The sequence below is a fragment of the Paenibacillus sp. genome (genome assembly GCF_048976745.1).
GTDB lineage: Bacteria > Bacillota > Bacilli > Paenibacillales > Paenibacillaceae > Paenibacillus.
On sequence record NZ_JBHGUU010000006.1, the window covers coordinates 1,178,058 to 1,198,217 of the forward strand.

The 20,160-nt window shown below is 43.9% G+C and carries 25 protein-coding genes and 1 pseudogene; 18 read left to right on the forward strand and 8 right to left on the reverse strand.

Features of this window, described 5'->3' with window-relative positions:
- Positions 1-54: 54 nt before the first annotated feature.
- From ACE3K2_RS11805 to ACE3K2_RS11815, 3 genes are read right to left on the reverse strand one after another with little or no spacing between them, the layout of a single operon-like run.
- Positions 55-1,371 (reverse strand): sensor histidine kinase, encoded by a 1,317-nt coding sequence (locus ACE3K2_RS11805; protein ID WP_421889995.1) that lies wholly within the window; start codon positions 1,369-1,371, stop codon positions 55-57.
- Complete coding sequence (locus tag ACE3K2_RS11810; RefSeq protein ID WP_421889997.1) at positions 1,346-2,044, reverse strand: response regulator transcription factor; 699 nt, start codon at positions 2,042-2,044, stop codon at positions 1,346-1,348. The genes ACE3K2_RS11805 and ACE3K2_RS11810 overlap by 26 nt, the downstream gene beginning before the upstream one ends.
- Entirely contained in the window at positions 2,031-2,993 is a 963-nt protein-coding gene (locus ACE3K2_RS11815; RefSeq protein WP_421889999.1) for a phosphatidylinositol-specific phospholipase C/glycerophosphodiester phosphodiesterase family protein, read from the reverse strand. Before ACE3K2_RS11815 ends, ACE3K2_RS11810 begins: the two co-directional genes overlap by 14 nt.
- 263 nt (positions 2,994-3,256) lie before the next feature.
- Here ACE3K2_RS11815 and ACE3K2_RS11820 point away from each other — a divergent pair, with 263 nt between their 5' ends.
- From ACE3K2_RS11820 to csaA, 6 genes are all read left to right on the forward strand, one after another.
- The gene (locus ACE3K2_RS11820) at positions 3,257-3,832 is read left to right on the forward strand and encodes a TetR/AcrR family transcriptional regulator (protein ID WP_421890001.1); all 576 of its coding nucleotides are present in this window, start codon (positions 3,257-3,259) and stop codon (positions 3,830-3,832) included.
- Positions 3,833-4,203: 371 nt separating this feature from the next.
- A complete protein-coding gene (locus ACE3K2_RS11825; RefSeq protein ID WP_421890003.1) occupies positions 4,204-5,055 on the forward strand; it encodes an SDR family oxidoreductase in 852 nt (283 codons plus the stop codon).
- Between the two features lie 211 nt (positions 5,056-5,266).
- Positions 5,267-5,536: a hypothetical protein gene (locus ACE3K2_RS11830; RefSeq protein ID WP_421890005.1), complete on the forward strand. Its 270-nt coding sequence runs from the start codon at positions 5,267-5,269 to the stop codon at positions 5,534-5,536.
- Between the two features lie 2 nt (positions 5,537-5,538).
- Positions 5,539-5,751, forward strand: a complete 213-nt coding sequence (locus ACE3K2_RS11835) for an FAD-dependent monooxygenase (protein ID WP_421890007.1) — start codon at positions 5,539-5,541, stop codon at positions 5,749-5,751.
- A gap of 43 nt (positions 5,752-5,794) precedes the next feature.
- Complete coding sequence (locus ACE3K2_RS11840) at positions 5,795-6,118, forward strand: putative quinol monooxygenase (RefSeq protein ID WP_337031447.1); 324 nt, start codon at positions 5,795-5,797, stop codon at positions 6,116-6,118.
- Between the two features lie 25 nt (positions 6,119-6,143).
- Positions 6,144-6,476 (forward strand): chaperone CsaA, encoded by a 333-nt coding sequence (gene csaA / locus ACE3K2_RS11845; RefSeq protein WP_421890009.1) that lies wholly within the window; start codon positions 6,144-6,146, stop codon positions 6,474-6,476.
- 247 nt (positions 6,477-6,723) lie between these two features.
- Here the strand turns inward: csaA and ACE3K2_RS11850 are convergent, their stop codons facing one another.
- Entirely contained in the window at positions 6,724-7,671 is a 948-nt protein-coding gene (locus tag ACE3K2_RS11850; protein WP_421890011.1) for an NAD(P)-dependent oxidoreductase, read from the reverse strand.
- A gap of 249 nt (positions 7,672-7,920) precedes the next feature.
- Between ACE3K2_RS11850 and ACE3K2_RS11855 the strand changes: the two are divergent.
- The 5 genes and pseudogenes from ACE3K2_RS11855 to ACE3K2_RS11875 all read left to right on the forward strand — a co-directional run.
- Positions 7,921-8,165, forward strand: a pseudogene (locus ACE3K2_RS11855) (hypothetical protein); the annotation flags it as partial.
- Between the two features lie 232 nt (positions 8,166-8,397).
- Entirely contained in the window at positions 8,398-8,958 is a 561-nt protein-coding gene (locus tag ACE3K2_RS11860) for a helix-turn-helix domain-containing protein (RefSeq protein ID WP_421890013.1), read from the forward strand.
- Between the two features lie 218 nt (positions 8,959-9,176).
- A complete protein-coding gene (locus tag ACE3K2_RS11865) occupies positions 9,177-10,421 on the forward strand; it encodes a CynX/NimT family MFS transporter (protein WP_421890015.1) in 1,245 nt (414 codons plus the stop codon).
- Positions 10,414-10,728 carry a universal stress protein gene (locus ACE3K2_RS11870; protein ID WP_421890017.1) on the forward strand — a complete coding sequence of 105 codons (315 nt, stop codon included), beginning with the start codon at positions 10,414-10,416 and terminating at the stop codon, positions 10,726-10,728. Before ACE3K2_RS11865 ends, ACE3K2_RS11870 begins: the two co-directional genes overlap by 8 nt.
- Before the next feature lie 41 nt (positions 10,729-10,769).
- Positions 10,770-10,997, forward strand: a complete 228-nt coding sequence (locus ACE3K2_RS11875) for a hypothetical protein (RefSeq protein ID WP_421890019.1) — start codon at positions 10,770-10,772, stop codon at positions 10,995-10,997.
- Positions 10,998-11,247: 250 nt separating this feature from the next.
- On the opposite strand, the gene ACE3K2_RS11880 is transcribed toward ACE3K2_RS11875, so the two are convergent.
- The 4 genes from ACE3K2_RS11880 to lpdA form a co-directional block, all read right to left on the reverse strand.
- Positions 11,248-11,814, reverse strand: a complete 567-nt coding sequence (locus ACE3K2_RS11880) for a GNAT family N-acetyltransferase (RefSeq protein WP_421890021.1) — start codon at positions 11,812-11,814, stop codon at positions 11,248-11,250.
- A 97-nt stretch (positions 11,815-11,911) separates the two neighbouring features.
- On the reverse strand, positions 11,912-13,060 hold the full coding sequence (locus ACE3K2_RS11885) for an ABC transporter permease (RefSeq protein ID WP_421890023.1): 1,149 nt from the start codon (positions 13,058-13,060) through the stop codon (positions 11,912-11,914).
- On the reverse strand, positions 13,044-13,466 hold the full coding sequence (locus ACE3K2_RS11890) for an HlyD family efflux transporter periplasmic adaptor subunit (protein ID WP_376034930.1): 423 nt from the start codon (positions 13,464-13,466) through the stop codon (positions 13,044-13,046). Before ACE3K2_RS11890 ends, ACE3K2_RS11885 begins: the two co-directional genes overlap by 17 nt.
- Positions 13,467-13,537: 71 nt before the next feature.
- Positions 13,538-14,938: a dihydrolipoyl dehydrogenase gene (gene lpdA / locus ACE3K2_RS11895; protein WP_421890025.1), complete on the reverse strand. Its 1,401-nt coding sequence runs from the start codon at positions 14,936-14,938 to the stop codon at positions 13,538-13,540.
- 198 nt (positions 14,939-15,136) lie between these two features.
- Here lpdA and ACE3K2_RS11900 point away from each other — a divergent pair, with 198 nt between their 5' ends.
- From ACE3K2_RS11900 to ACE3K2_RS11930, 7 genes are all read left to right on the forward strand, one after another.
- Positions 15,137-15,718: a TetR/AcrR family transcriptional regulator gene (locus tag ACE3K2_RS11900; RefSeq protein WP_421890027.1), complete on the forward strand. Its 582-nt coding sequence runs from the start codon at positions 15,137-15,139 to the stop codon at positions 15,716-15,718.
- A gap of 41 nt (positions 15,719-15,759) precedes the next feature.
- Positions 15,760-16,137 carry a DUF4180 domain-containing protein gene (locus ACE3K2_RS11905; protein ID WP_421890029.1) on the forward strand — a complete coding sequence of 126 codons (378 nt, stop codon included), beginning with the start codon at positions 15,760-15,762 and terminating at the stop codon, positions 16,135-16,137.
- 24 nt (positions 16,138-16,161) lie between these two features.
- Positions 16,162-16,602: an acetyltransferase gene (locus tag ACE3K2_RS11910; protein WP_421890031.1), complete on the forward strand. Its 441-nt coding sequence runs from the start codon at positions 16,162-16,164 to the stop codon at positions 16,600-16,602.
- Positions 16,603-16,809: 207 nt separating this feature from the next.
- Positions 16,810-18,027: a DNA polymerase IV gene (locus tag ACE3K2_RS11915; protein WP_421891191.1), complete on the forward strand. Its 1,218-nt coding sequence runs from the start codon at positions 16,810-16,812 to the stop codon at positions 18,025-18,027.
- Positions 18,024-18,371 (forward strand): YolD-like family protein, encoded by a 348-nt coding sequence (locus tag ACE3K2_RS11920; RefSeq protein ID WP_421890033.1) that lies wholly within the window; start codon positions 18,024-18,026, stop codon positions 18,369-18,371. Before ACE3K2_RS11915 ends, ACE3K2_RS11920 begins: the two co-directional genes overlap by 4 nt.
- 1 nt (position 18,372) lies before the next feature.
- On the forward strand, positions 18,373-18,741 hold the full coding sequence (locus ACE3K2_RS11925; RefSeq protein WP_421890035.1) for a hypothetical protein: 369 nt from the start codon (positions 18,373-18,375) through the stop codon (positions 18,739-18,741).
- Between the two features lie 525 nt (positions 18,742-19,266).
- Positions 19,267-20,061: an SDR family oxidoreductase gene (locus ACE3K2_RS11930; RefSeq protein WP_421890037.1), complete on the forward strand. Its 795-nt coding sequence runs from the start codon at positions 19,267-19,269 to the stop codon at positions 20,059-20,061.
- Positions 20,062-20,160 lie beyond the last annotated feature (99 nt).

Genomic DNA, 20,160 nt, shown 5'->3' on the forward strand with positions numbered 1-20,160 from the left:
TAACCCTCAACCATCCTGAAAAGGAGCATTGAGGGTTAACTTAGTTTTGGTCTTTTAGATTAAACGCTGTTTGGGCAAATGCAGAATAACGTTGAATTGATCGCCATGAATTTCGATTTTGATCTCCCCGCCGTGCAGTTCAACGATGCTTTTCACAATGGACAGCCCTAGGCCGGAGCCTTCAGTCTGGCGGGATTCATCTGCTCTTTTGAAACGTTCGAACAACTCTTCCGCAGCAAAATCAATCTCATAAGCAGCCGTATTTTGAATTTTGAATAGTACCTGTTCATCAGACTCATCCAAATAAATATAGATTCTGGTCCCCGGAAGCGAATATTTCTGCGCGTTGCCAATCAAATTTTCGAATACACGCCAAATTTTATTGCCGTCCAAATGTGCATGGATGGGGAATTTTGCAATCCTCTCCCGAATCTCGGGTGATGCTTGTCCCATACTGGTGTTGGACTCGGCAATCGCCTGTGTCAGCAAGGTTGCGACATCGACGTACTCTATATCCAGCTCTACTGTACCGCTGGCCATCTTTGAGATTTCGAACAGGTCTTCAATCAACAGCTTCATCCGTAGCGCCTTCCGGTCCAGGATTTCAATATAGGCTCGGTTGGTCTCCGTAGACAGATCTTCTTTTTTTAATAAATCAACATAGTTGATAATAGAAGTGAGCGGGGTCTTCAAATCATGTGATACGTTGGTAATCAGCTCTGTTTTTAACCGTTCGCTCTTCATTTGATTCTCCAGCGCGCTTTGATACCCGGCTTTCATATTGTTAATATAGCCAGCAAGCTTGGATAGGGTATCCTTGCCGGTAACCTGAATCGTATTCTGAATATTGCCTTCGGCAATTTCTTTGCTCCCGTTGATGATGGCGATGAAGCGACCAAGCTTGGAAAGGATATACGGAACCAGGAACAGCACATACAGCAATACATAAAGTAAGGGCGAGCCCTGTTGATATATGCTGTAATATGTGGCTGCCTGCCAAATACAAATGCCGGCTATCGCGGTTAGCAAAAACATCATGATGATGCCAAGCGTTAGTCTCCAGTTTTGCAAACTGGCTTTAAGACCGGTTCTCCAGCTATGAAAGTAATCCATCAGCAGACTGCCATGCCAGAAGGAACGCCTACTACGGGGTGCCTTAAAATAAAGAAACAATCTGCTTGCCAGTAGACAAAGAATAATAAAGGCAAGCAGTGTCTGGATGTAGCTTGAAGTTGAATAGTCCAGACTCAACCCCGTGTATGAATACGAGTTTATGAGTAAGAGGATCCATAAGATCGCGGCGACAATGATGACAATAAGGTCGATCGGAACCTTCCGATCGGATTTATTTTTTCTCGATTTTGTATCCAATTCCCCATACCACCTTTAAATATTTTGGGTCTTTAGGATTGATTTCAATTTTTTCACGGATGTTTCTCACATGTACGGCAACCGTATTCTCTGAAGTGAAGATCAGTTCATTCCACACGCGCTCATAAATCTCTTCGATTGAGAAGACTCTGCCCTTGTTCTCCATCAGCAGCTCCAAAATTTTGTATTCTTTCGGGGTTAGTCTGACGTCCTCACCATCTATCTCAACAGTCTTCGAGCTTTTGTTCAGCACGAGTCCTCTTACTTGAATGAGCTCATCCCCGTTGGACTGGAAGGAACCTAAATTCGTAAACCGGCGCAGTTGAGATCGAACTCTGGCGATTAGCTCTAAAGGATTGAACGGCTTCGTAATATAGTCATCAGCCCCAACGTTGAGTCCCAAAATCTTGTCGCTATCTTCTGACTTGGCGGAAAGCATAATAATCGGTATATTTTTGTTTTCACGAATTTTAAATGTCGTTTTAATTCCATCGAGCTGTGGCATCATGTTGTCCATGATAATAAGATGAATGGTTTCTTGTTCAAGAATTTCCAGCGCCTCCAATCCGTTAGAGGCAGTGAATACATTCACATCTTCGCTTTTCAAATAAATAACGAGCGCTTCTCGAATTTCCGGTTCATCATCTACAACAAGTATGTTATTGATAGCCATTATTTCTCACCTTCATCACGATATTTCTTATACTTGCTAATCCGGAACTCATATATCCCGAAAATTCAACATGGCGGGGGGGAGCGTCTGCAAGCATCAACTCCTCTGGTGATTCTTCCTCATCCGTGTAAAATCCATGCACCCCGAACCTGGACAGAATCTGCATAACCGGTCTGCTGTTGACGGTGTGAACATAACTATTCACCCCCAACTTATTTAGTGCTGGAACTAAATTGGGGTTTAGATACACCCGGTATACAGGCATGGCAACGGCTGTCAGTTGTTTGTCCCTTACGAATTCTACAATACTTTCGGCGGAGGCGCCAGTTTTGTAAAGTGAATATATTTTATTTGGAAAGGGGTGGATTCCCATAACCGTGTCATACATTTCCGGGCTGAAAATTTCAGGTATAACCCGGTTGAGCAGTGCAGAATCCGTACGTCGAGCCTCATTGACTAGATACGAAAACTGCTGCTGGATTTGCTCTTTACTGCCTGCTTTCGTGTCTACAATTAAGTAAAAATCAGGATATTGCTGCATCAACTGCAGTATGTCCGGCAGTGTAAGCGGGTGGAATCTTCCCATGATAAGCGAGTTTGCAAATTGAAGATTGGTTACGTTTCGTCCGTGATGAGCCGCCAAATCCGGCTGTAACCTCTGCGACCAATCATGTCTGGCTACAAGCTTCCCGTCCGTCGTCTGCACAAGATCAACCTCGAACAAACGGTACCCTCTATTGTAATTGGTTATAAATGCTTCATAAGAATTGGTGTAACTAGCACCGTCAACGCCGCCAAATGCATGTGCAATAAGCCTATTTTCCTGCCAGCCGCTGGTGCCAGCCATAGAGTCCGGCTGATTCTGATCTGTCCTAACAAACCCCCAGTTGCACCAGATCATTCCTGCCGTAATAACTATAAGTAAGCTTAACATCATCATTTTCTTCATTCGTTCTTCTCCTTCGTTATCCGATGTAAGTCATACTACAGGACTCAAATAAAGAAGGAGTGGTATAAAAACGAAGGAATTTATGAAGTTTGTACACATGTTACCGCCCTCATGCTTATGTTCTCCAATATGTTCATCTGGGGTCCCATCAAATGTCCCTTTACGCGACGTATCACCCAGCTGTGATCTCATCCGCTTGATCATGGTTAGGAGCACAACCTTCATCATGGACATACGTATATAGCACTGCTATAATAGAAGTTATGAACACATATGACAAAATATTATCAGCTGCTCTTAAGGTACTGGAGGAAGAGGGCGGAGCCCATTTTTCGACGCGAGCTGTCACTTCGATCGCGCAGGTTACGGCTCCTACACTCTACCACCACTTTGGTAATGCCGATGGACTCTTGAGTGCAGCTATAGTGGAAGCGTTCAAACAGTTATTCGAAAGCAAAATTGCCGCAGTCGAGTCACTTATTCCAGAGATGGCGCTGCGTCAAGGGTGGGATGACTATGTCCGCTTTGCGGCAGCCCGTCCTCGGATTTATGCGGCAATGATGGGGCGGCTGCTCGAGGGCGCCCATATTGAGGCGGCAGATCAGTCGTACCAAGCACTGGTACAAAATGTTCAAAACGTCGCTGCCGCAGGCAAACTGGCTGTTTCAGCCGAAGCTGCGGCAGATCTGGTCTGGGCTTCCGCCAATACGGCCTCTTGGCTGTATGTGACGTCTCAAATTCGCAAGACACCTCCCCCCCAGTCTGATGTTATTGAACTCATTCGTGAAAGCGTAATGCAGATCATTTTGATCCCAATGCCGGACGCAGGTTCCAAATGAGGGATCAATGACAGAGCCTGGAGACTCCAGACAAAGCCCCAATGTGGGCTTTGTTTCGTTTCATGGTAAAGATGTCAGACCATGTAAGACTATACATAGTACCCTATAAGAGAGATCGCCTATCCAAGCAGGATGGCGATCTTTTTCATTTTCAGTGGGTTTCGATGAGCCCACTCCTTAGGCCGCGGTATCTCGTAAACAATAAAGTACATCAAGCAGGGCCTGTCAAAAATGATGTTCATATCGCAGGAGGAGCACAATATAAAAAAATATATAGCACCGCTATAGACAGCTCTGTATAGCGGTGCTATAATCACCGTATAACAGTGCTATACAACGATTCATATCTTATTCAACTCGGGAGGTTTACAATGCCATATAAAACTCAAGAAATGGTTGTCGTTACAGGTACTTCAAGTGGAATCGGCAGGGCTACCGCGGAGCAGCTCGCCGCTGAAGGATTTCACGTTTTAGCCGGGGTTCGCCGTCAAGAAGATGCCGACAAAATCAAACAAAAAAATATCGAGCCTGTGATTCTCGATATTACTGCTATCGACACACTAAGGGCGCTGGCCGAACGAGTAGAGCAAGATCCGCTTGGTCGCCCGTTGCGCGCGGTGGTCAACAATGCCGGCATTGCCGTTAATGCACCTCTTGAGATGGTTCCGCTGGATGAATTACGCCGTCAGATCGAAGTCAGCGTGATCGGGCAAGTTGCGGTTATTCAGGCACTTACTCCAGCCTTGCTGAAGAGCGGCGGACGCGTAGTTAACATCGGATCCGTGGGTGGCAAAATCTCAATGCCTGGTTTCGGAATTTATTCAGCTGCAAAGTACGCGATGGAAGCGATCAATGACAGCCTTCGCAGAGAGATGTCCTCGTTCGGACTCAAAGTTATCATGATTACTCCAGGCGGTGTCAGCACCAGCCTGTCGGAGAAAGGGGTTATGACAGCCGATCGGCTGTCCAAGTTGATGACGCCCGATCAGCACAGACGTCATGATCGTCTTTTTGACGCCGTGAAGGAGCAGGCTGAATCGTGGGCAACGAGCGGTATTTCTCCTAAGAAAGTGGCAGAAGTAGTTTCACGAGCCATCCACGCAAGTAATCCGCGCACCCGCTATACGGCTGGCCGAGATTCGGCAATGCTGACCCGACTGGTTCGTATTCTCCCGGATAAACTCCTCGACCGGATGCTCCGCAGCCAGATGAAGCTGCAGTAATGGGAGTATGACAGATGTCACAACAACAGTTTGAACATGCCATTATTGTAGGTGGATCTTTAGGTGGTCTAATGATGGGCTGGCGTTATCCCGTTCTGGTTATACAGTGACTATTCTTGAACGTGCAGATTCATCATTAAGGAATGGTGCTTTTATTCGCCTACACACGAAGCCTTATTCTAATAGTGAAATGGAACGAGAACTTAGACATTTGGCATCCAATGGCAACAACAATGTTGAATCCTGGTCAGCCATTCAACAACGTTTGCTCCATGCGGCAGCTAAAGAACCTGGGATTACCCAGCATTCCTTATACGGTGAAGCTATTCCGGATTCGCTGCTGGAAGAACTATTACAACTCAGCCAAGCCCATTGGAGCACAGAAGATAATGCCATTTTGCAAATCGCGATTAAGGATCGCGGTTTAATCGGGGCCCTGTTAATGAATAGATCCCTAATCTATTGTCAAAAGGAAGAATAACCTTGATTGGTGACGCCGCTCATACCATGTCGCCAATGTCAGGCGCAGGCTTTAATGATGCACTCGATGATACGGTTGCCATCATGGACGCCATTAAACAGTATCCGAATTCGATAATAAATGCTTTGAGTGAATACCAAACACGTCGCTTGGATGTGGTTCGTCAAGATGTTCTTACGGGCCAGGGCTTTAATCGTTCATTTGGTCGCTTATAAGAGCATGATGCTAACTATTATCTATAAATTAGGAGGAATTAGCATGAACGATACAAATAACCGTTACGTTACTGTACTATGGGAGGCTAGAGCTAAGGCAGGGAGAGAAGCCGAGATGAAGGCGTTTATGACTGCAGCTGTCACCCCGTCACGCAACGACCAGGGTAACATTGACTATGAAGCTCACGAGGTAGAAGGCCAGCCTGGTACATTCATCATCTACGAGCGCTGGGAAAACCGGGATGCCCTCGATCGGCACCTGAGTGCACCGCGGATGCAGGAACTGGTGCCTCAGCTCTTGGAACTGATGGAGGGATCCATTGAGGAAGGGATACGACTCCTGAAGCCGTTTCGTCCAGCGCATTAAACTACAACACTGGGGAGGTCAAACATTGGCAACGATCGATGATTTTGTAGCACTAGATATTCGTGTCGGTACGATTACGGAAGCGGAGTTTTTTGATAAAGCAAAGATCCCGGCGATAAAGCTTAACATTGATTTTGGACCGGAGATCGGCATGAAATCCTCAAGTGCACAAATAACTAAGCGTTACAAGACTGAGGACATCATAGGAAGACAAATTGTAGGAATCGTCAATTTTCCTCCTCGGCGTATTGCTGGTTTCAAATCGGAGGTATTAGTTTTGGGAGGAGTCCTGGAAAAAGGAGATGTTATTCTATTAAAACCGGATACTGAAATCCCTAACGGTACTCCTATTGCATAAGTTAGACGACGAGAACGTTAACTGAAATACAAATAAGAAAGCAGCTGACCAATGTGTGAACTGCACCCCAATTGTTAGGAGGAACACATGAGCTTCTGGCGTTGGTTTCGCATCTAATTTCACCATTTTGGCTGAACTTATACAGAGATGAAATAGTTCACATACATTTAATCATCGCTGTATCATGAAATGATTCGCGATCGTTTACTCAAACTGCGTCATATAGTTCATTTTTATTGCACCATAACTATAATATCTGATTGAGCTTGCTTTCAGGCTCTTCACCATTTTCTACACGTTTTATATTCTCTATAAAGAAATCATATCTTTTTTTATGAAATTTCCGACCATCAGGCATTCCTGCTGTATGCGGGGTAAGTATCACATTACCTAGATTCCGGAGTTCACTCTCCATAGGTAGCGGTTCTGACTCAAACACATCCAGACATGCGCCTATAATATCGCCGTTTTTTAGTGCATCAATCAAGTCTCTTTCATTGACAATCCCCCCGCGGGCTGTATTGATAAAAAGAGTGGTATTCTTCATTTTTTTGAATACCGCTTGGTTGATCAGTTGTTTGGTTTGCTGATTCAAAGGAATATGTACACTGACTATGTCCGCTGTGCTTACAAGTGTATCGAAATCCGTCATTTCCACAAAACCATTCGATTGTACATTGGCATTCCTCGCATAAGCCAGCACATTCATATCAAAAACCCTGCAAAACGTAGCAACTTTTTTGCCGATCGCGCCCAAACCGATAATCCCAATCGTTTTGCCTTTTAATTCACTCCCTGTATAATCCAATTGATTTTCATCCATTGTGTTTTTCATGAACGAATCAAGAAACGGTATGTTTTTATAAAAAGACAATATCAGTGCCATTACGTGCTCGGCCACTGCCTGCGCATTCACCCCTGCAGCATTAGCGACCCAAATGCCTAGCTGTGAACAGGCAGCAACATCTACATTATCGAATCCTGCACCCGTCTGTACCAATTTTAATTTTTTTGCGGCAGAAAGCAGGCTGTAATCCACTTTAATGTGTTCAGGGATGATTACCTGGCAATCTTCAATATGATGCAGCATCTCTTGTCCGGGCGGGACAATTACAACGTTCCAATCTTTTGGAAAATACCTTTCAATATTTGATTTTGACGTCTCGCTAAAGTAGCCAACGATGAGAATTTTCATTGCTAAACCACCTTTCATACCTGTTTTTTAACAATATATCTGGAAAATGCGCCCGATTCACTGTGATGATCAGTTAAATTTTAAATACGATATAATTTGACGTAATTAAGATCTATAATAATGGTAAATTAACGAAAAGAACAACAAAACATGAAACGAAAAATACTCCAGAAGAACCTAACGGTTCTGAAAAAGAATTTTGGGAATTGGTTCATAGCAAAGAAGTCATGGAGATCGCTGAAGCAAAAACTGCCCTCGATAAGGACGACATGTGAAGTTTGTGATGGCAAGCGGTTTAACAATGAAGTGCTGCAGTATGAACTGAAACTGGCAGGAGAACTTCACAAGGAAGGCAATCTTTACGTAATGGATGAGCCGGCAACCGGACTGCATATGTCCGATATCTCCCGTTTAATGGACATAATGAACCGCTTGGTGGACGGGGGGATACGCTGGTGGTTATTGAGCACAACCTAGATGTGATCAAGAGCAGTAAAGCCTGATATGAAAGTGTACCTAGCTTAACAATAGGGCAAAAGTCACTACAATATAAATAAAGAGTCTATTCCAGTAATTTGTATTCTCCCCTCACAGTAGACAGGTAAAATAATCCATCCTGCTGCTGTGAGGGGAGTTTTTACTGCAAACATTACATCCCGGGAATGGAAAAGAATCCAGATAAACAATATACTAGCTATAACAGTTTAGTGTTGAGGTGAATATTTAATGGATGAAGTCAATGAATCAAAACAAATGGTATTACAAATGGGCGGTGCCTTGAAAAAGTACAGAAAAGAAAAAAATATGAGCTTAGATGACTTAGCGGAATTAACCGGCGTAAGCAAACTTACCCTGGGGAATATCGAACGTGGCGAGACCAATCCAACGTTGGCGATTATATGGAAAATATCAAAGGGCATATCATTACCACTATTGGCTTTGTTCAAATCAGAAGACCCTGTGAGTTTGTATCGAGCAGGCGAAGGATTGCGATTTTCTAATGACCAAAAAAATTGGATCATTGAACCCATCTTCAAAAGCAACGGTATTGAAATGTGTCGGGCTTACTTACAGCCGAATAGCTCGTATCACCCTGAAGGTCATCATGTCAATACAACTGAAATTGCAACAGTAATGACGGGTTCCATTGAAATTCAAGTCAACGAAGAGATTCATACATTGAATCAATATGATACGATCAGTTTTCGTGCGGATTGTCCTCACTCTTATACCAATCATACGAATAGCGAAACAGTGCTCCATATCTCCTTAAAGTATGGTTTCTAAAAATCAAAATTCTACCTAGGCATACAACTCCGAATTCCATGACGGGAATTCAGAGTTGTATTTTTGTTTTTAAACGACTTTAAAATATATCATATAATATTTATTGTAAATAATAATATATTATAATATACTTTTGTTGTCCGCGCGGAAGTTACTACCTCTTTTTCAATCAGCAGGAGATAAACCATACGTATGAAATCAGAAAGGAGAATTGAAGAATGCCGAACCAACAAAATAAAAAAGCCATACCATCTTCTATAGGATTTATCATTCTCGGCATTATTGTGATTGCAGCTAATCTACGTACTCCCTTAACCTCAGTCGGGCCTTTAGTGAGTCTCATCAGGGATGACATTCAAATTTCAAATACATTAGCCGGCCTCATAACAACGTTACCCTTGCTTGCCTTTGCTTTATTATCACCTGTAGTACCCAAATTAGGACGAATGTATGGGGTTGAACGCATCATTTTGATTGCACTCATATTTCTGACAGTTGGTATTGTAATACGTTCTTTATCTGGCGCAGCTAATCTGTATCTTGGGACTGCAATTCTCGGGTTCGCAATTGCCGTATGTAATGTATTGTTGCCCAGTATTATCAAAAGGGATTTCCCAACTAAAATGGGTTCAGTGACAGGTCTTTACTCCATTTCAATGAGTTTATGTGGAGCAATCGCATCAGGAATAAGTGTACCGCTAGCCGTGAACGCAGGTCTACAATGGCAGGGCGCATTGGGAATATGGGGGATTCTAAGCTTCGTATCAATCCTCTGTTGGTTACCACAATTCAGAAATCAAACGAGGCAAACTGCCACGACGAGCCAACAGAAGGACACCAATGATGTGAATGTTTGGCGATCTCCTCTTGCCTGGCAAGTAACCTTGTTTATGGGTATACAATCGATGGTTTTCTATGTGTTGATCGCATGGTTGCCCGAAATTTTAAAGCAGCAAGGAATTGATTCCAACCAATCCGGATGGTACCTCTCGATCATGCAGTTAGCTATGCTTCCATTTACCTTTCTTGTTCCTGTTATAGCTGGGCGTATGTCTAACCAACGTTTGTTAGTAGTCATCACAACCACTTTGCTTTTGACGGGAACGCTCGGACTTCTTTACGGAAATTACAGTATCATATTGTTGTGGATCATAATACTCGGAATTGGGGGAGGCTCCGCCTTTAGTTTGTCCATGATGTTTTTTGGATTACGTACTGAAAATGCGCGTCAAGCAGCCGAACTGTCAGGCATGGCGCAATCGATCGGATATCTTCTTGCCGCAGTCGGTCCTGCTCTTATAGGATATCTGCATGACGCGACAAATAGCTGGAAACTGCCACTTTACATTCTATTTGGTGCTTCGGTCTTACTCTTTTTAGTGGGTATAGGAGCAGCAGGAAACCGTTTTGTAGGTAACCGATATAACTACAGGCTGCACGCAAAGGAAGATAAAAATGTTTGAGAACATTAATGGCATGACATATGTGCCAGAGAATTTCCTGGAAGAAATATTGAACGAAATGGAGAAAACGAGTCTGCAACAAATACAACAAGCCAGTTCCAAATTAGAATCTGCGGGGATTAACCCGAAGACAGTTCATCTTAAGGGAAACCCTGCACATGAAATATTAAGATATGCAAGGGACACTGAGCAGCAACTCATTATTATTGGAAGCCGTGGGCTAAGCGGCATAAAAGAAATCATGCTAGGAAGTGTCAGCCACAAGGTTTCACAGCTATCCACTTGCCCAGTTCTCATTGTACACTAACCCTCTGTACTGCAGAGATGATGCATTGACATACAAACATCATGTCGGCAACAGGAAATCCCGACCTTCCACCAACCTCCCCCGAAGTCATGGCGTTGATGACTCGGCCTGCCCGGAATCCGATAGAGGATGAGGCAGGGCATTTGGCTCATAGCCTGGTGTTTGCCAAACGCATTGGCGGCACAGGCTATCCGTTCGATGCAAACGAGTATCGTTCACTCATTCGAGAGGAAGTTCAGCGAGCCTATGACCCGGGGAGTATTGCGTGACAAATCGCAGCAATTGCCGTTTTTGGCGACCGCCGCCCGAATCTGGAAAAAGTAACTGTTCCAGTATTAATTATTCATGGTATGGATGACCCAAGGATAATAATGGAAAATTATAAATGCGACCGTTTCCCATTGTTCTGCTGGGGAACGGTCGTTTGGTTGCTTATGTAATCAGTTTTGGTTGTAAACCAAATTGTATTCATCTACACCTGGAATGGTAACCTAACACGCCATTACATTTCTTATAAGATCACTGATGTTGTTTGTTCAACCACTCCGATCGCAGCATTGCATATTGATACTCATCTATCCAGATGCCTTTGGACTTGTAGTTTTCGAGCATGTGTCCTTCACATCTCATGCCCAATCGTTCTAACACTTGAATCGATTTTGTGTTCCTTACATCGGCAAAAGCGATTATCTTATGTTTAATTAGAGTGCCAAATACATAGTCCATCAGGGCACAAAGTGCCTCATTCATGTATCCTTTGCCTTGAAACTCAGGTGCAAGAGTGAATCCGAGTTCGACAATTTGAGGTTCATCTCCGCGTGTATGAATGGCACAGTCGCCGATTAGTTGATCCGACTCCGTCAGGGCAATGGCGTATTGAAACCAGGTCCCGGGCTGGTTAGGGGAATGTACGATTTGTTTGCTGATAAATGCTTCAGCATCTTGGAGCGTATAGTTTTCCCAGGATTGAAAACGGGCAACATCTGGATTAGCCCGGTAGTGATAGAACGAATGTACATCCTGCAAATCAAACTTTCGAATAACAAGACGCTCGGACACGCAATATACTTCGTTTGATTTCTTCATACCATAAACCTCACTTTTTCTGTATTTCTCTGGTTTTGATTCTAGCATAAATCGCCGCAGCCTATCATTCGCACAGGCATGCGGCGATTGTCCATTCCTAAACTGCTTTTGCTTCAAGTGTTGACGTTGTCACCTGTGATTCTCTTCGCAGGAATAATCCTATACCTAATGAAGCCAAACCGATAATCAGTATACAGGCTCCTAGCTCTACACCATAAAAAGTCAACTCACCGTGTCTAAAGGCCATTCCACGAATCATACGATTGAGCCAATTCATAGGCAGAGCCCATGCTGTAACCTGAAAAAATGTTGGAAATGCAAGCGGCGTCAGCTGAATACCTGTTACTAGAAATGATGGATATAAGATCAAGCTCATTCTGGCACCAACCCTGGACACGTTTTGAACAGAATATCCAAGTAACATCGCGAGCAAACATAATGCCATCGAATACAGCAATAAAGGAACGATGAAGATATACGGTGCCGCTTCGAATCGCATATGTCCCACTTGTTTTAACATCCCATAACTGAGCAGGGCAGAGCAGGTGCTTAGTATCACATAGGGCATGACCCGAATCCATAGCTGGAAAGGGGAAGTCCCCGCAGACAAAAGCTTACCCTCTTGCCGAAGGCGGGGAGCGATCGCGCCAGCCGCACCCGTCGTGAGCATCAGTATAATGATATTTACAAATCCAATCACCATGGTACCGATATAACTTGAATTTGGATTATATAACATGCGCTGCACTTGAGACAGCGGGGACACCAGAGCTTTTGCTGATTCGATGTCCATGCCGGTTTGAGTAAGACGTGATACAGCAAGCGTCATATTTTCGGTTGTTATTATTTCTTGAATTGCAGGCCGGATACCACTGAGGCTGGAAGGCATCGTATTGTCCATCCATATCCCGATACTTGAGGGTAGCCCCTTGTCTTTACGTTGCTCTAATCCGTCCGGCAAATAAATGACTGCCACTGCCTTCTCGTTCGCCAGCAGTGTATCCGAAGAGAGGCGATTGGCAAACACATTCGTGACTTTCATATATTGTGAAGCATTGATTTCTTCAATAAGTTGCCTTGAATATGAAGAGTGATCCTCATCCACAACCACAACCGGTGTTTCGCTCAACTGATTTTGGGAGAACAAAAGTCCAAAAAATACAGCTGCAATTAGAGGGGCAGCAAAAATAATACTAATCCATTTACTGCCGCGTATATGCTTCCATTCATCAGCCAGTGATTTCATCAAGCTGCACCTCCGCAGTCATCCCTGGAAGCAGATCTGCACTTGTTGGAATTGAAATCCGGATCAGGAACATACTTAGATCTGCTTGACCTTTTTCCCGCGTCATGCGGAGATTGGCGAATTGAGGAGAGGGGGATATCGACGTAACCACACCTTCCTTTACAAGAAGATTCTCCAGATATGGAAAACGAACATTTACCTTTTGATCTGCTCGAATCTGGTTAATCTGCGATTCCGGAATATATAGATCAACATAAAATCCTTCAGTCTTAGGTTCAGTATTTAATATTCCCTGCTTTTTACTTTCAGCCTGACTCACGGCGTCTGTACCTTTTGCGATCAACAAACCGCCTGCCAAAATAATGATCAAAGTTATGACGATATACAGTTTCCAATTAGACTTCAAGATGATCTCTCCCTATCCTATTACTCTCTATTATGATATGTGTTGGTTCATGTACAACTTTCCAAGCGTAATCAAACGACATCCATTTTCCTTTGTTCCATTCTCTGATGGGCTTGTTCAGCAGCCTCCATGATGATCTCGCCTAGCGTTGGATGCGGATGAATGGTCATGGCTATATCTTCTACCGTGGCTCCCATCTCAATCGCAAGGGAAAGCTCAGATATAAGAGTAGATGCTTCAGAGCCTACAATCTGTGCACCTAATACAAGGCCAGACGCAGCGTGAGCAACGATTTTGACAAATCCTTCGGTTTCCTTCAGAGCCAGTGCACGGCCATTAATAGAAAAAACAGATTTGCCAACGACAACAGGAATTGATTTTTCCTTACACGCCGTTTCGCTAAGACCGACGCTCGTAACTTCCAGGTGAGAAAACACAACCAGCGGAATAGCTTTGTAGTCGATGACAGAGGGTTTACCTGCGATAGCCTCTGCTGCAATTGTTGCTTCATAGGAAGCTTTATGAGCCAAAGCAGGGCCTTGAACAATATCTCCAATGGCATAAATATGCGGGATGTATGTTCTGCACTGTTTGTCAATCTCGATCAAGCCATGTGGAGTAGGGGACAGACCTATATGTTCAAGACCCAAGGTTCCATCTGTGTTCGGTTTTCTGCCTACCGTAATTAATGCATATTCAGCTTGAACAACATGGTGTTCATTCTGACGCATATAGTGGAGATCGATGTGACTCGTATATTGATCTGCTCCTGTAACCTTAGCTTCGGTCAGGGTTGTTATCCCATCCTTTTTCAGTTGACGAACGACAGGTGCAACAAGCTCTGCTTCGAATCCGGGCAAAATCTGTTCACCGCCCTCAAGCACCGTAACGTTAGTTCCAAATCTCGCAAACATCTGACCCAGTTCCACACCAATATAACCGCCACCAACCACAACGAGACTCTCCGGAATGTCAGGCAGCGATAGCGCTTCAGTAGATGAGAGAATTCGTCCGCCGAAAGGAAGAGAACTTATTTCAATTGGACGCGAACCGGTTGCCAGGATGAGATGTTTAAAGCCTATTCGACGCGTATGCTGTTCAGCATGATATATTTCAGCGGTGTTCGCATCAATTAAACTTGCTTCTCCTTCGATAACAGTCACACCCGCCGTTTTAAGCAAAAACCGAACCCCTCCAGACTGCTTATCCACCACAGCTTGCTTAAACACCTGAGCCTCCTGAAAAGAAGAAACTCCGTCAACAGCGCCCCATTGTCTGCGTAAATGATGACGCTCCGCTTCAGCAATGAGCGCTTTGGAAGGAATACAGCCTACATGCGTACATACACCTCCGATCTGTTGGCGCTCTACAATGGCTGTTTTCATGCCCAGTTGTGACGAACGTAAAGCGGCGACATAACCGCCTGGCCCTGATCCAATGACCAGGGTATCTACGACTTCTAATGAATTCATGATTGGTACCTCCAGTTTAAAATATGATGATCATAATATATTATAGTCATCATATTTTAAAGGAGTCAATACTCCATTTGTAGTCGCTCTCCCTTTGCTGAAGATGCTGATAGTTGAATTGACATTAGATAATATGATAACTATAATATTTTAAAAAACATTCATAGGTACAGACGTATACAAAGGAGAGGAAGCAGGATGCCTTATCCGAAAGGGCACAAGCTCAAAGTTCGGAACCATATTATTACCAGCGCGGCCAAAGCATTTCGAACCCACGGCGTGCGGAATATTAGTCTTCCACATATTATGAAAGGTGCTGGACTGACACATGGGGGATTTTACTCCCATTTTGAAAATAAGGATCAGCTTGTGATGGAGACCTGTCATTTCGCCATTGGTGACACCATTGAAATGCTGCAGAGAATCGCAGACAAAAACAAAAACGAAGATCAGACCTCAATTGAGGCTGTCATTGATTTTTATTTAAGTTCCCTGCATCGAGATCAGACGGAAGTCGGTTGTATCTTACCAGCTTTATCGGGAGAGATATCCCAATTATCGGAGGATATTCGGCAAGCTTACACACAGGAGCTGCAACGTTTTATCGCGTTTATTACAACTATGGCTGGTATGAATACCGCTGATGGTTATGCGTTGGTAAGCAGCATGGTGGGTACCGTTGCACTGGCACGGGCAGTTAGTGATGCAAAGTTCAGTGATGATCTGTTACAGGCAGGTCGTGTGCAGGCCAAACAAATGGTAAAGGTCGGCTCCAGATAACAACGACATTGATGAAACAGAGGAATGAGGGAGAAGAAGACATGAATATCAGAAAAATAAACGAAAATGGAGTATCTATTGCTTACGTTACGAGTGATGAACAATTAATTACCGATGTTCAATCCGCTATCGATCTTATGGCTACGGTTCGATATGAGGCCGATTGTCACCATATTATAGTTAACAAATCTGCTGTCAGTGAAGTTTTTTTTGATCTGAAAACACGGCTGGCGGGTGAAGTGTTGCAAAAGTTCATCAATTACCAGACCAAAATCGCGATCATTGGTGATTTTTCCGGGTATACCAGCAAAAGTCTTCGAGATTTTATCTATGAAAGCAACAATGGGAACGATATATTCTTCGTAACAGAGGAAGAACTGGCTATTGAAAAGCTAAGCAAGAACAGTGATCCAAGTTAACTAAGAGAGACTGGAGAGATTGAGATGGATATCGTGTCATATCGGGAACAAGATCAGGAACGACTGGTTCAGATTTGGGAGAGAGCTGTACGAGCAACACATACGTTTTTGGAGGAGCAACACATTCAATTCTATCGGGATATGGTAAGCAAGGTATTGCTGGAACGGCAAGTCGAGGTGTGGGAGATTCTAGATAAGGAGCATCAGCCTGTCGGTTTTATTGGGTTACATGATAACTTTATTGAGATGTTATTCGTCGATCCAAGTCAGCATGGACAGGGAATTGGGCGTCTGCTGATTGAACATACCCTCAAGATCAAAGGACCCCACCTAAAGGTGGATGTCAATGAACAGAACCCTGGAGCTGCGCAATTCTATAGCAAAATGGGGTTTGTACAAATCGGACGCTCCGAATTCGATGGCTCTGGCAATCCGTTCCCGCTATTGCATCTGGAAATTTCATAAAGGATAAAAGTATTTACATTAAAGTCGCTATTTTAGCGGCTTTTTTTTGTTGTGACCTAGTATGATCTAAATCCGTCATTTTGTCGTATGCCTATTATAAATATTTACCTCTTGCATAAAGAACGTATGTTCGGTTTATAATATATACAAACATATGTTCTCAAATGTACAGGAGTGATTTCAGTGTGGACTAAGCAGCGAACCATCATGCTCATTGATATGCAGAGCTTTTATGCTTCAGTCGAAAAGGCAAAAATGCCCCAATACAAAAATAGACCACTCGCCGTTGCAGGCGATCCAGCAAGACGTTCTGGCATTATCCTTGCCGCTTGTCCATTAGCCAAAGCTAAAGGTGTATCTACTGCGGAACCACTCTGGCAGTCTCTTCAGAAGTGCCCTGAACTGATCATTGTGAAACCTCACATGCAAGAATACATCGAAGTATCAACTCAAATCATGTCCATTATTGAAGAGTTCACCGATCTCGTTGAACCGTACAGTATAGACGAATTATTCGCTGATGTTACAGGATCTATGCATCTATTTGGTCATGATCCAATCGATCTGGCCAAGCAAATTCAAGACAAAATCTATAATGAAACAGGCGTTTACGCGAGAGCTGGCATTGGTGAAAACAAAATCATCAGTAAATTATGCTGCGATATGATTGCTAAAAAAGCGGAGGGGGGCATTTTCCACTTAAAGAAAGAGGAATTACACCTCCACATTGGAGATAAACCCATCCGCGATATGTGGGGGATTGGCTCAAGAATGGAAAAACATCTGTGGAAGATGGGCATCCGAACCATTAAAGACCTGGCGAATACGCCTCTTTCCAAATTAAGAAGCAAGTGGGGAGTTAATGGAGAAGTCATCTGGCGAGTTGCTAATGGACTCGACAATTCACCCGTAACCGTCAACACACACAGTACACAAAAGGATATCGGAAACGGGATGACCCTGCCCAGAGATTTCACAGAGGCTTGGGAGATCGAAGTCGTTATCCTCGATATCTGTACAGAAGTGTGCAGAAGAGCCCGCAAAAAAGGGCTGATGGGCAGTGTCATATCTGTGAGTGTATCGGGAGCAGATTTTGATCACCCCACTGGTTTTCACAGGCAGGTTAAACTGTCTGATCCTACAAACATAACCGTTGATGTGTGCAAGATTGCCAAACGCATATTTCATCAACACTGGGATGGGCAACCGGTGCGCCGTGTAGGCGTATCCCTGTCTCAATTATCCAACGCGGATACATATCAACTCTCTTTCTTCGATGATCAGGAGCAGAAACGAGCCATTGATCAGGTGATGGACGACATTAAGGATCGATTTGGCGACATTGCCATTCTGCGAGCGAGCTCCATTACGGCTGCGGGTCAAGCGATCGATCGAGCATCTAAAATTGGGGGGCATTACAAATGAGCAAAAAACTGGAGGCCAATGGATTATGGGAATCGAGCCGCATGATGCTTCCACAACATAAAGAACGAATTATTCAGCATCGTAATCACATTCATGATCAAGCGAAACCTATAATCCATGAAGATGAGTGGGAGATTATGGCTCAACATATAGAAATGTCGCTCAATTATACGTTGCAAGCCATCATTGAAGTATTTCATGAGTCAGGCAATCGGTATATAGAAGGGATCGTTACTTCCGTCAGTACCTTTGGAAAGAAAATCAAAATTGAAATGGAAAATGGATTTGAATGGGTCGATTTTGATCAATTGGTCGCTGTAAAACTTGAAGAAGGGGGCGTGTAACGTGAGACAGACTTCTGAGGAACTTTTACTTGTGAAGAGGGTGGTAGAACTCCCTTATCTATTAGGTGCTCTGGAGGTAGATAAGCATAAAATATACGCTTCAAACTTTAAGATGAAATCGGTGTATATTGACTATCTGGACGGTACCCAAAAGAAAATTGCTGTAGAGATGTACAAATTGAAACAAAGTTTAAAGCAACATCATATCAAAATCATCGATGAAAAGAGATCTCAGCTGAGTTTGACAGTAGATTATTCGGTAAGAGGTTACCTTCATAAAATGACTCTATTATGGAGCAAAGTAAAAGTGGATGTAACGTTAATGCTTACTGAACATATGAACGTTGATATCACTGATATGACAACATAAACATATAATTAAAGCAGGATACGGTATATAAAAGCATAGGGTGGATATAATACAGCTATAACCATTGTTTTCTTCTCCCGATTTGGGCAAACCGACCTTTGAAGTTCAAGGGTCGGTTTTTTTTGTCTCAGATTTTTCGGATTGGCATATCGAGTCACATAAAATGAGAGAAATCAGGTTAGTTCAATAAGAATTGCGTTTTTTGGCACCTAACCTGTATTTATCTTGACAGTAATTGGGTCCAACTCGTAATATTTGAACTGGAGATGTAGGAAAGGGGACTCGCCGGACAATGTGGACTTCCTTGTAATGATTATCTAAACTGGATCGCTCGACTTGGTGTTTTGGTTATTACCACACGCCTCGTTTGTGATGCCGATCTGCAATCATTCAAGGGACGCGAGGAACCGTTTGATCAAACCCGGGCGCGGATACTTGATGTATCCGTTTTTGTTATACCTAAGATAATTTCATCTCCAATGAAAAATGGATTTCTCCCTCCCTTATTAAAACGGAGGAAATAAAATGACTAACCTATATGGAAAAACCGCTATCGTGACAGGCACAAGCCGCCCTGGAGGGATTGGAACTGCTGTCTGCCGTACGTTGGCACACGAAGGCGCTAATGTATTTTATACCCATCTGTACGATTACGATAAGACAGAGAATCCGGGAGATGCCGACAAGAACTGGCCGGATCTCTTCGCTGAAGAACTTCGCTCGTATGGCATTAAGGCAGCGCATATGGAGGTCGATCTTACCGATCCCGCTTCTCCGGCGCGAGTGCTTGATGCGTGCCGGTCGGCTGTCGGGCTGCCGACCATTCTCGTCAACAACGCTACGTACAGCGTATCAGCTGATTTCCGTCAATTGAATGCATCACTGATCGATGCGCACTGCGCCATGAACATTCGAGGTACGTTCATGTTATCGGCCGAATTTGCGCGTATGCTGGAGGTTGAACTGGCCGGCCGTCAGGTCCTTTGCGGTGGCCGGATCATCAACCTTACGTCCGGTCAGGGTAAGGGGCCGATGCCTGGCAATCTCGCTTATGCCGCAACAAAAGGCGCCGTCTCCACCTTTACCGAATGTCTATCTGCTGAGCTGGCTCCGTTTCACATTACTGTGAATGCGGTTGATCCCGGTCCTACTGATACGGGTTGGATGTCAGAAGAAGTGAAAAAAGCCTTGCTACCGGGATTTCCGATGGGCAGGATCGGTCTTCCTGAAGATGTATCCCGCCTGATTGCTTTTCTGGCAAGCGATGACTCCCAATGGATCACCGGACAAATCATCCATTCTCGAGGTGGGTTTAATTAGGCAGACGGTTCATTAACTCAAGGGAAACAATAGTTCCATAAAATCAAAGAAGGCCGCCGATCAACAGGATCGGCGGCTTTATTCGATTACTAAACAGTA

Excerpts from the sequence above, each read along its gene's own strand:
- lpdA (WP_421890025.1), bottom strand. The coding sequence starts at position 14,938 with ATGAATTCATTAGAAGTCGTAGATACCCTGGTCATTGGATCAGGGCCA.
- ACE3K2_RS11880 (WP_421890021.1), bottom strand. The coding sequence starts at position 11,814 with ATGAAGAAATCAAACGAAGTATATTGCGTGTCCGAGCGTCTTGTTATT.
- ACE3K2_RS11825 (WP_421890003.1), top strand. The coding sequence starts at position 4,204 with ATGCCATATAAAACTCAAGAAATGGTTGTCGTTACAGGTACTTCAAGT.
- ACE3K2_RS11920 (WP_421890033.1), top strand. The coding sequence starts at position 18,024 with ATGAGCAAAAAACTGGAGGCCAATGGATTATGGGAATCGAGCCGCATG.
- ACE3K2_RS11815 (WP_421889999.1), bottom strand. The coding sequence starts at position 2,993 with ATGAAGAAAATGATGATGTTAAGCTTACTTATAGTTATTACGGCAGGA.
- ACE3K2_RS11850 (WP_421890011.1), bottom strand. The coding sequence starts at position 7,671 with ATGAAAATTCTCATCGTTGGCTACTTTAGCGAGACGTCAAAATCAAAT.
- ACE3K2_RS11840 (WP_337031447.1), top strand. The coding sequence starts at position 5,795 with ATGAACGATACAAATAACCGTTACGTTACTGTACTATGGGAGGCTAGA.
- ACE3K2_RS11885 (WP_421890023.1), bottom strand. The coding sequence starts at position 13,060 with ATGAAATCACTGGCTGATGAATGGAAGCATATACGCGGCAGTAAATGG.
- ACE3K2_RS11865 (WP_421890015.1), top strand. The coding sequence starts at position 9,177 with ATGCCGAACCAACAAAATAAAAAAGCCATACCATCTTCTATAGGATTT.
- ACE3K2_RS11905 (WP_421890029.1), top strand. The coding sequence starts at position 15,760 with ATGAATATCAGAAAAATAAACGAAAATGGAGTATCTATTGCTTACGTT.
- ACE3K2_RS11870 (WP_421890017.1), top strand. The coding sequence starts at position 10,414 with ATGTTTGAGAACATTAATGGCATGACATATGTGCCAGAGAATTTCCTG.
- ACE3K2_RS11900 (WP_421890027.1), top strand. The coding sequence starts at position 15,137 with ATGCCTTATCCGAAAGGGCACAAGCTCAAAGTTCGGAACCATATTATT.
- ACE3K2_RS11810 (WP_421889997.1), bottom strand. The coding sequence starts at position 2,044 with ATGGCTATCAATAACATACTTGTTGTAGATGATGAACCGGAAATTCGA.
- ACE3K2_RS11930 (WP_421890037.1), top strand. The coding sequence starts at position 19,267 with ATGACTAACCTATATGGAAAAACCGCTATCGTGACAGGCACAAGCCGC.
- ACE3K2_RS11875 (WP_421890019.1), top strand. The coding sequence starts at position 10,770 with ATGTCGGCAACAGGAAATCCCGACCTTCCACCAACCTCCCCCGAAGTC.
- ACE3K2_RS11910 (WP_421890031.1), top strand. The coding sequence starts at position 16,162 with ATGGATATCGTGTCATATCGGGAACAAGATCAGGAACGACTGGTTCAG.
- ACE3K2_RS11820 (WP_421890001.1), top strand. The coding sequence starts at position 3,257 with ATGAACACATATGACAAAATATTATCAGCTGCTCTTAAGGTACTGGAG.
- ACE3K2_RS11860 (WP_421890013.1), top strand. The coding sequence starts at position 8,398 with ATGGATGAAGTCAATGAATCAAAACAAATGGTATTACAAATGGGCGGT.
- ACE3K2_RS11915 (WP_421891191.1), top strand. The coding sequence starts at position 16,810 with ATGCTCATTGATATGCAGAGCTTTTATGCTTCAGTCGAAAAGGCAAAA.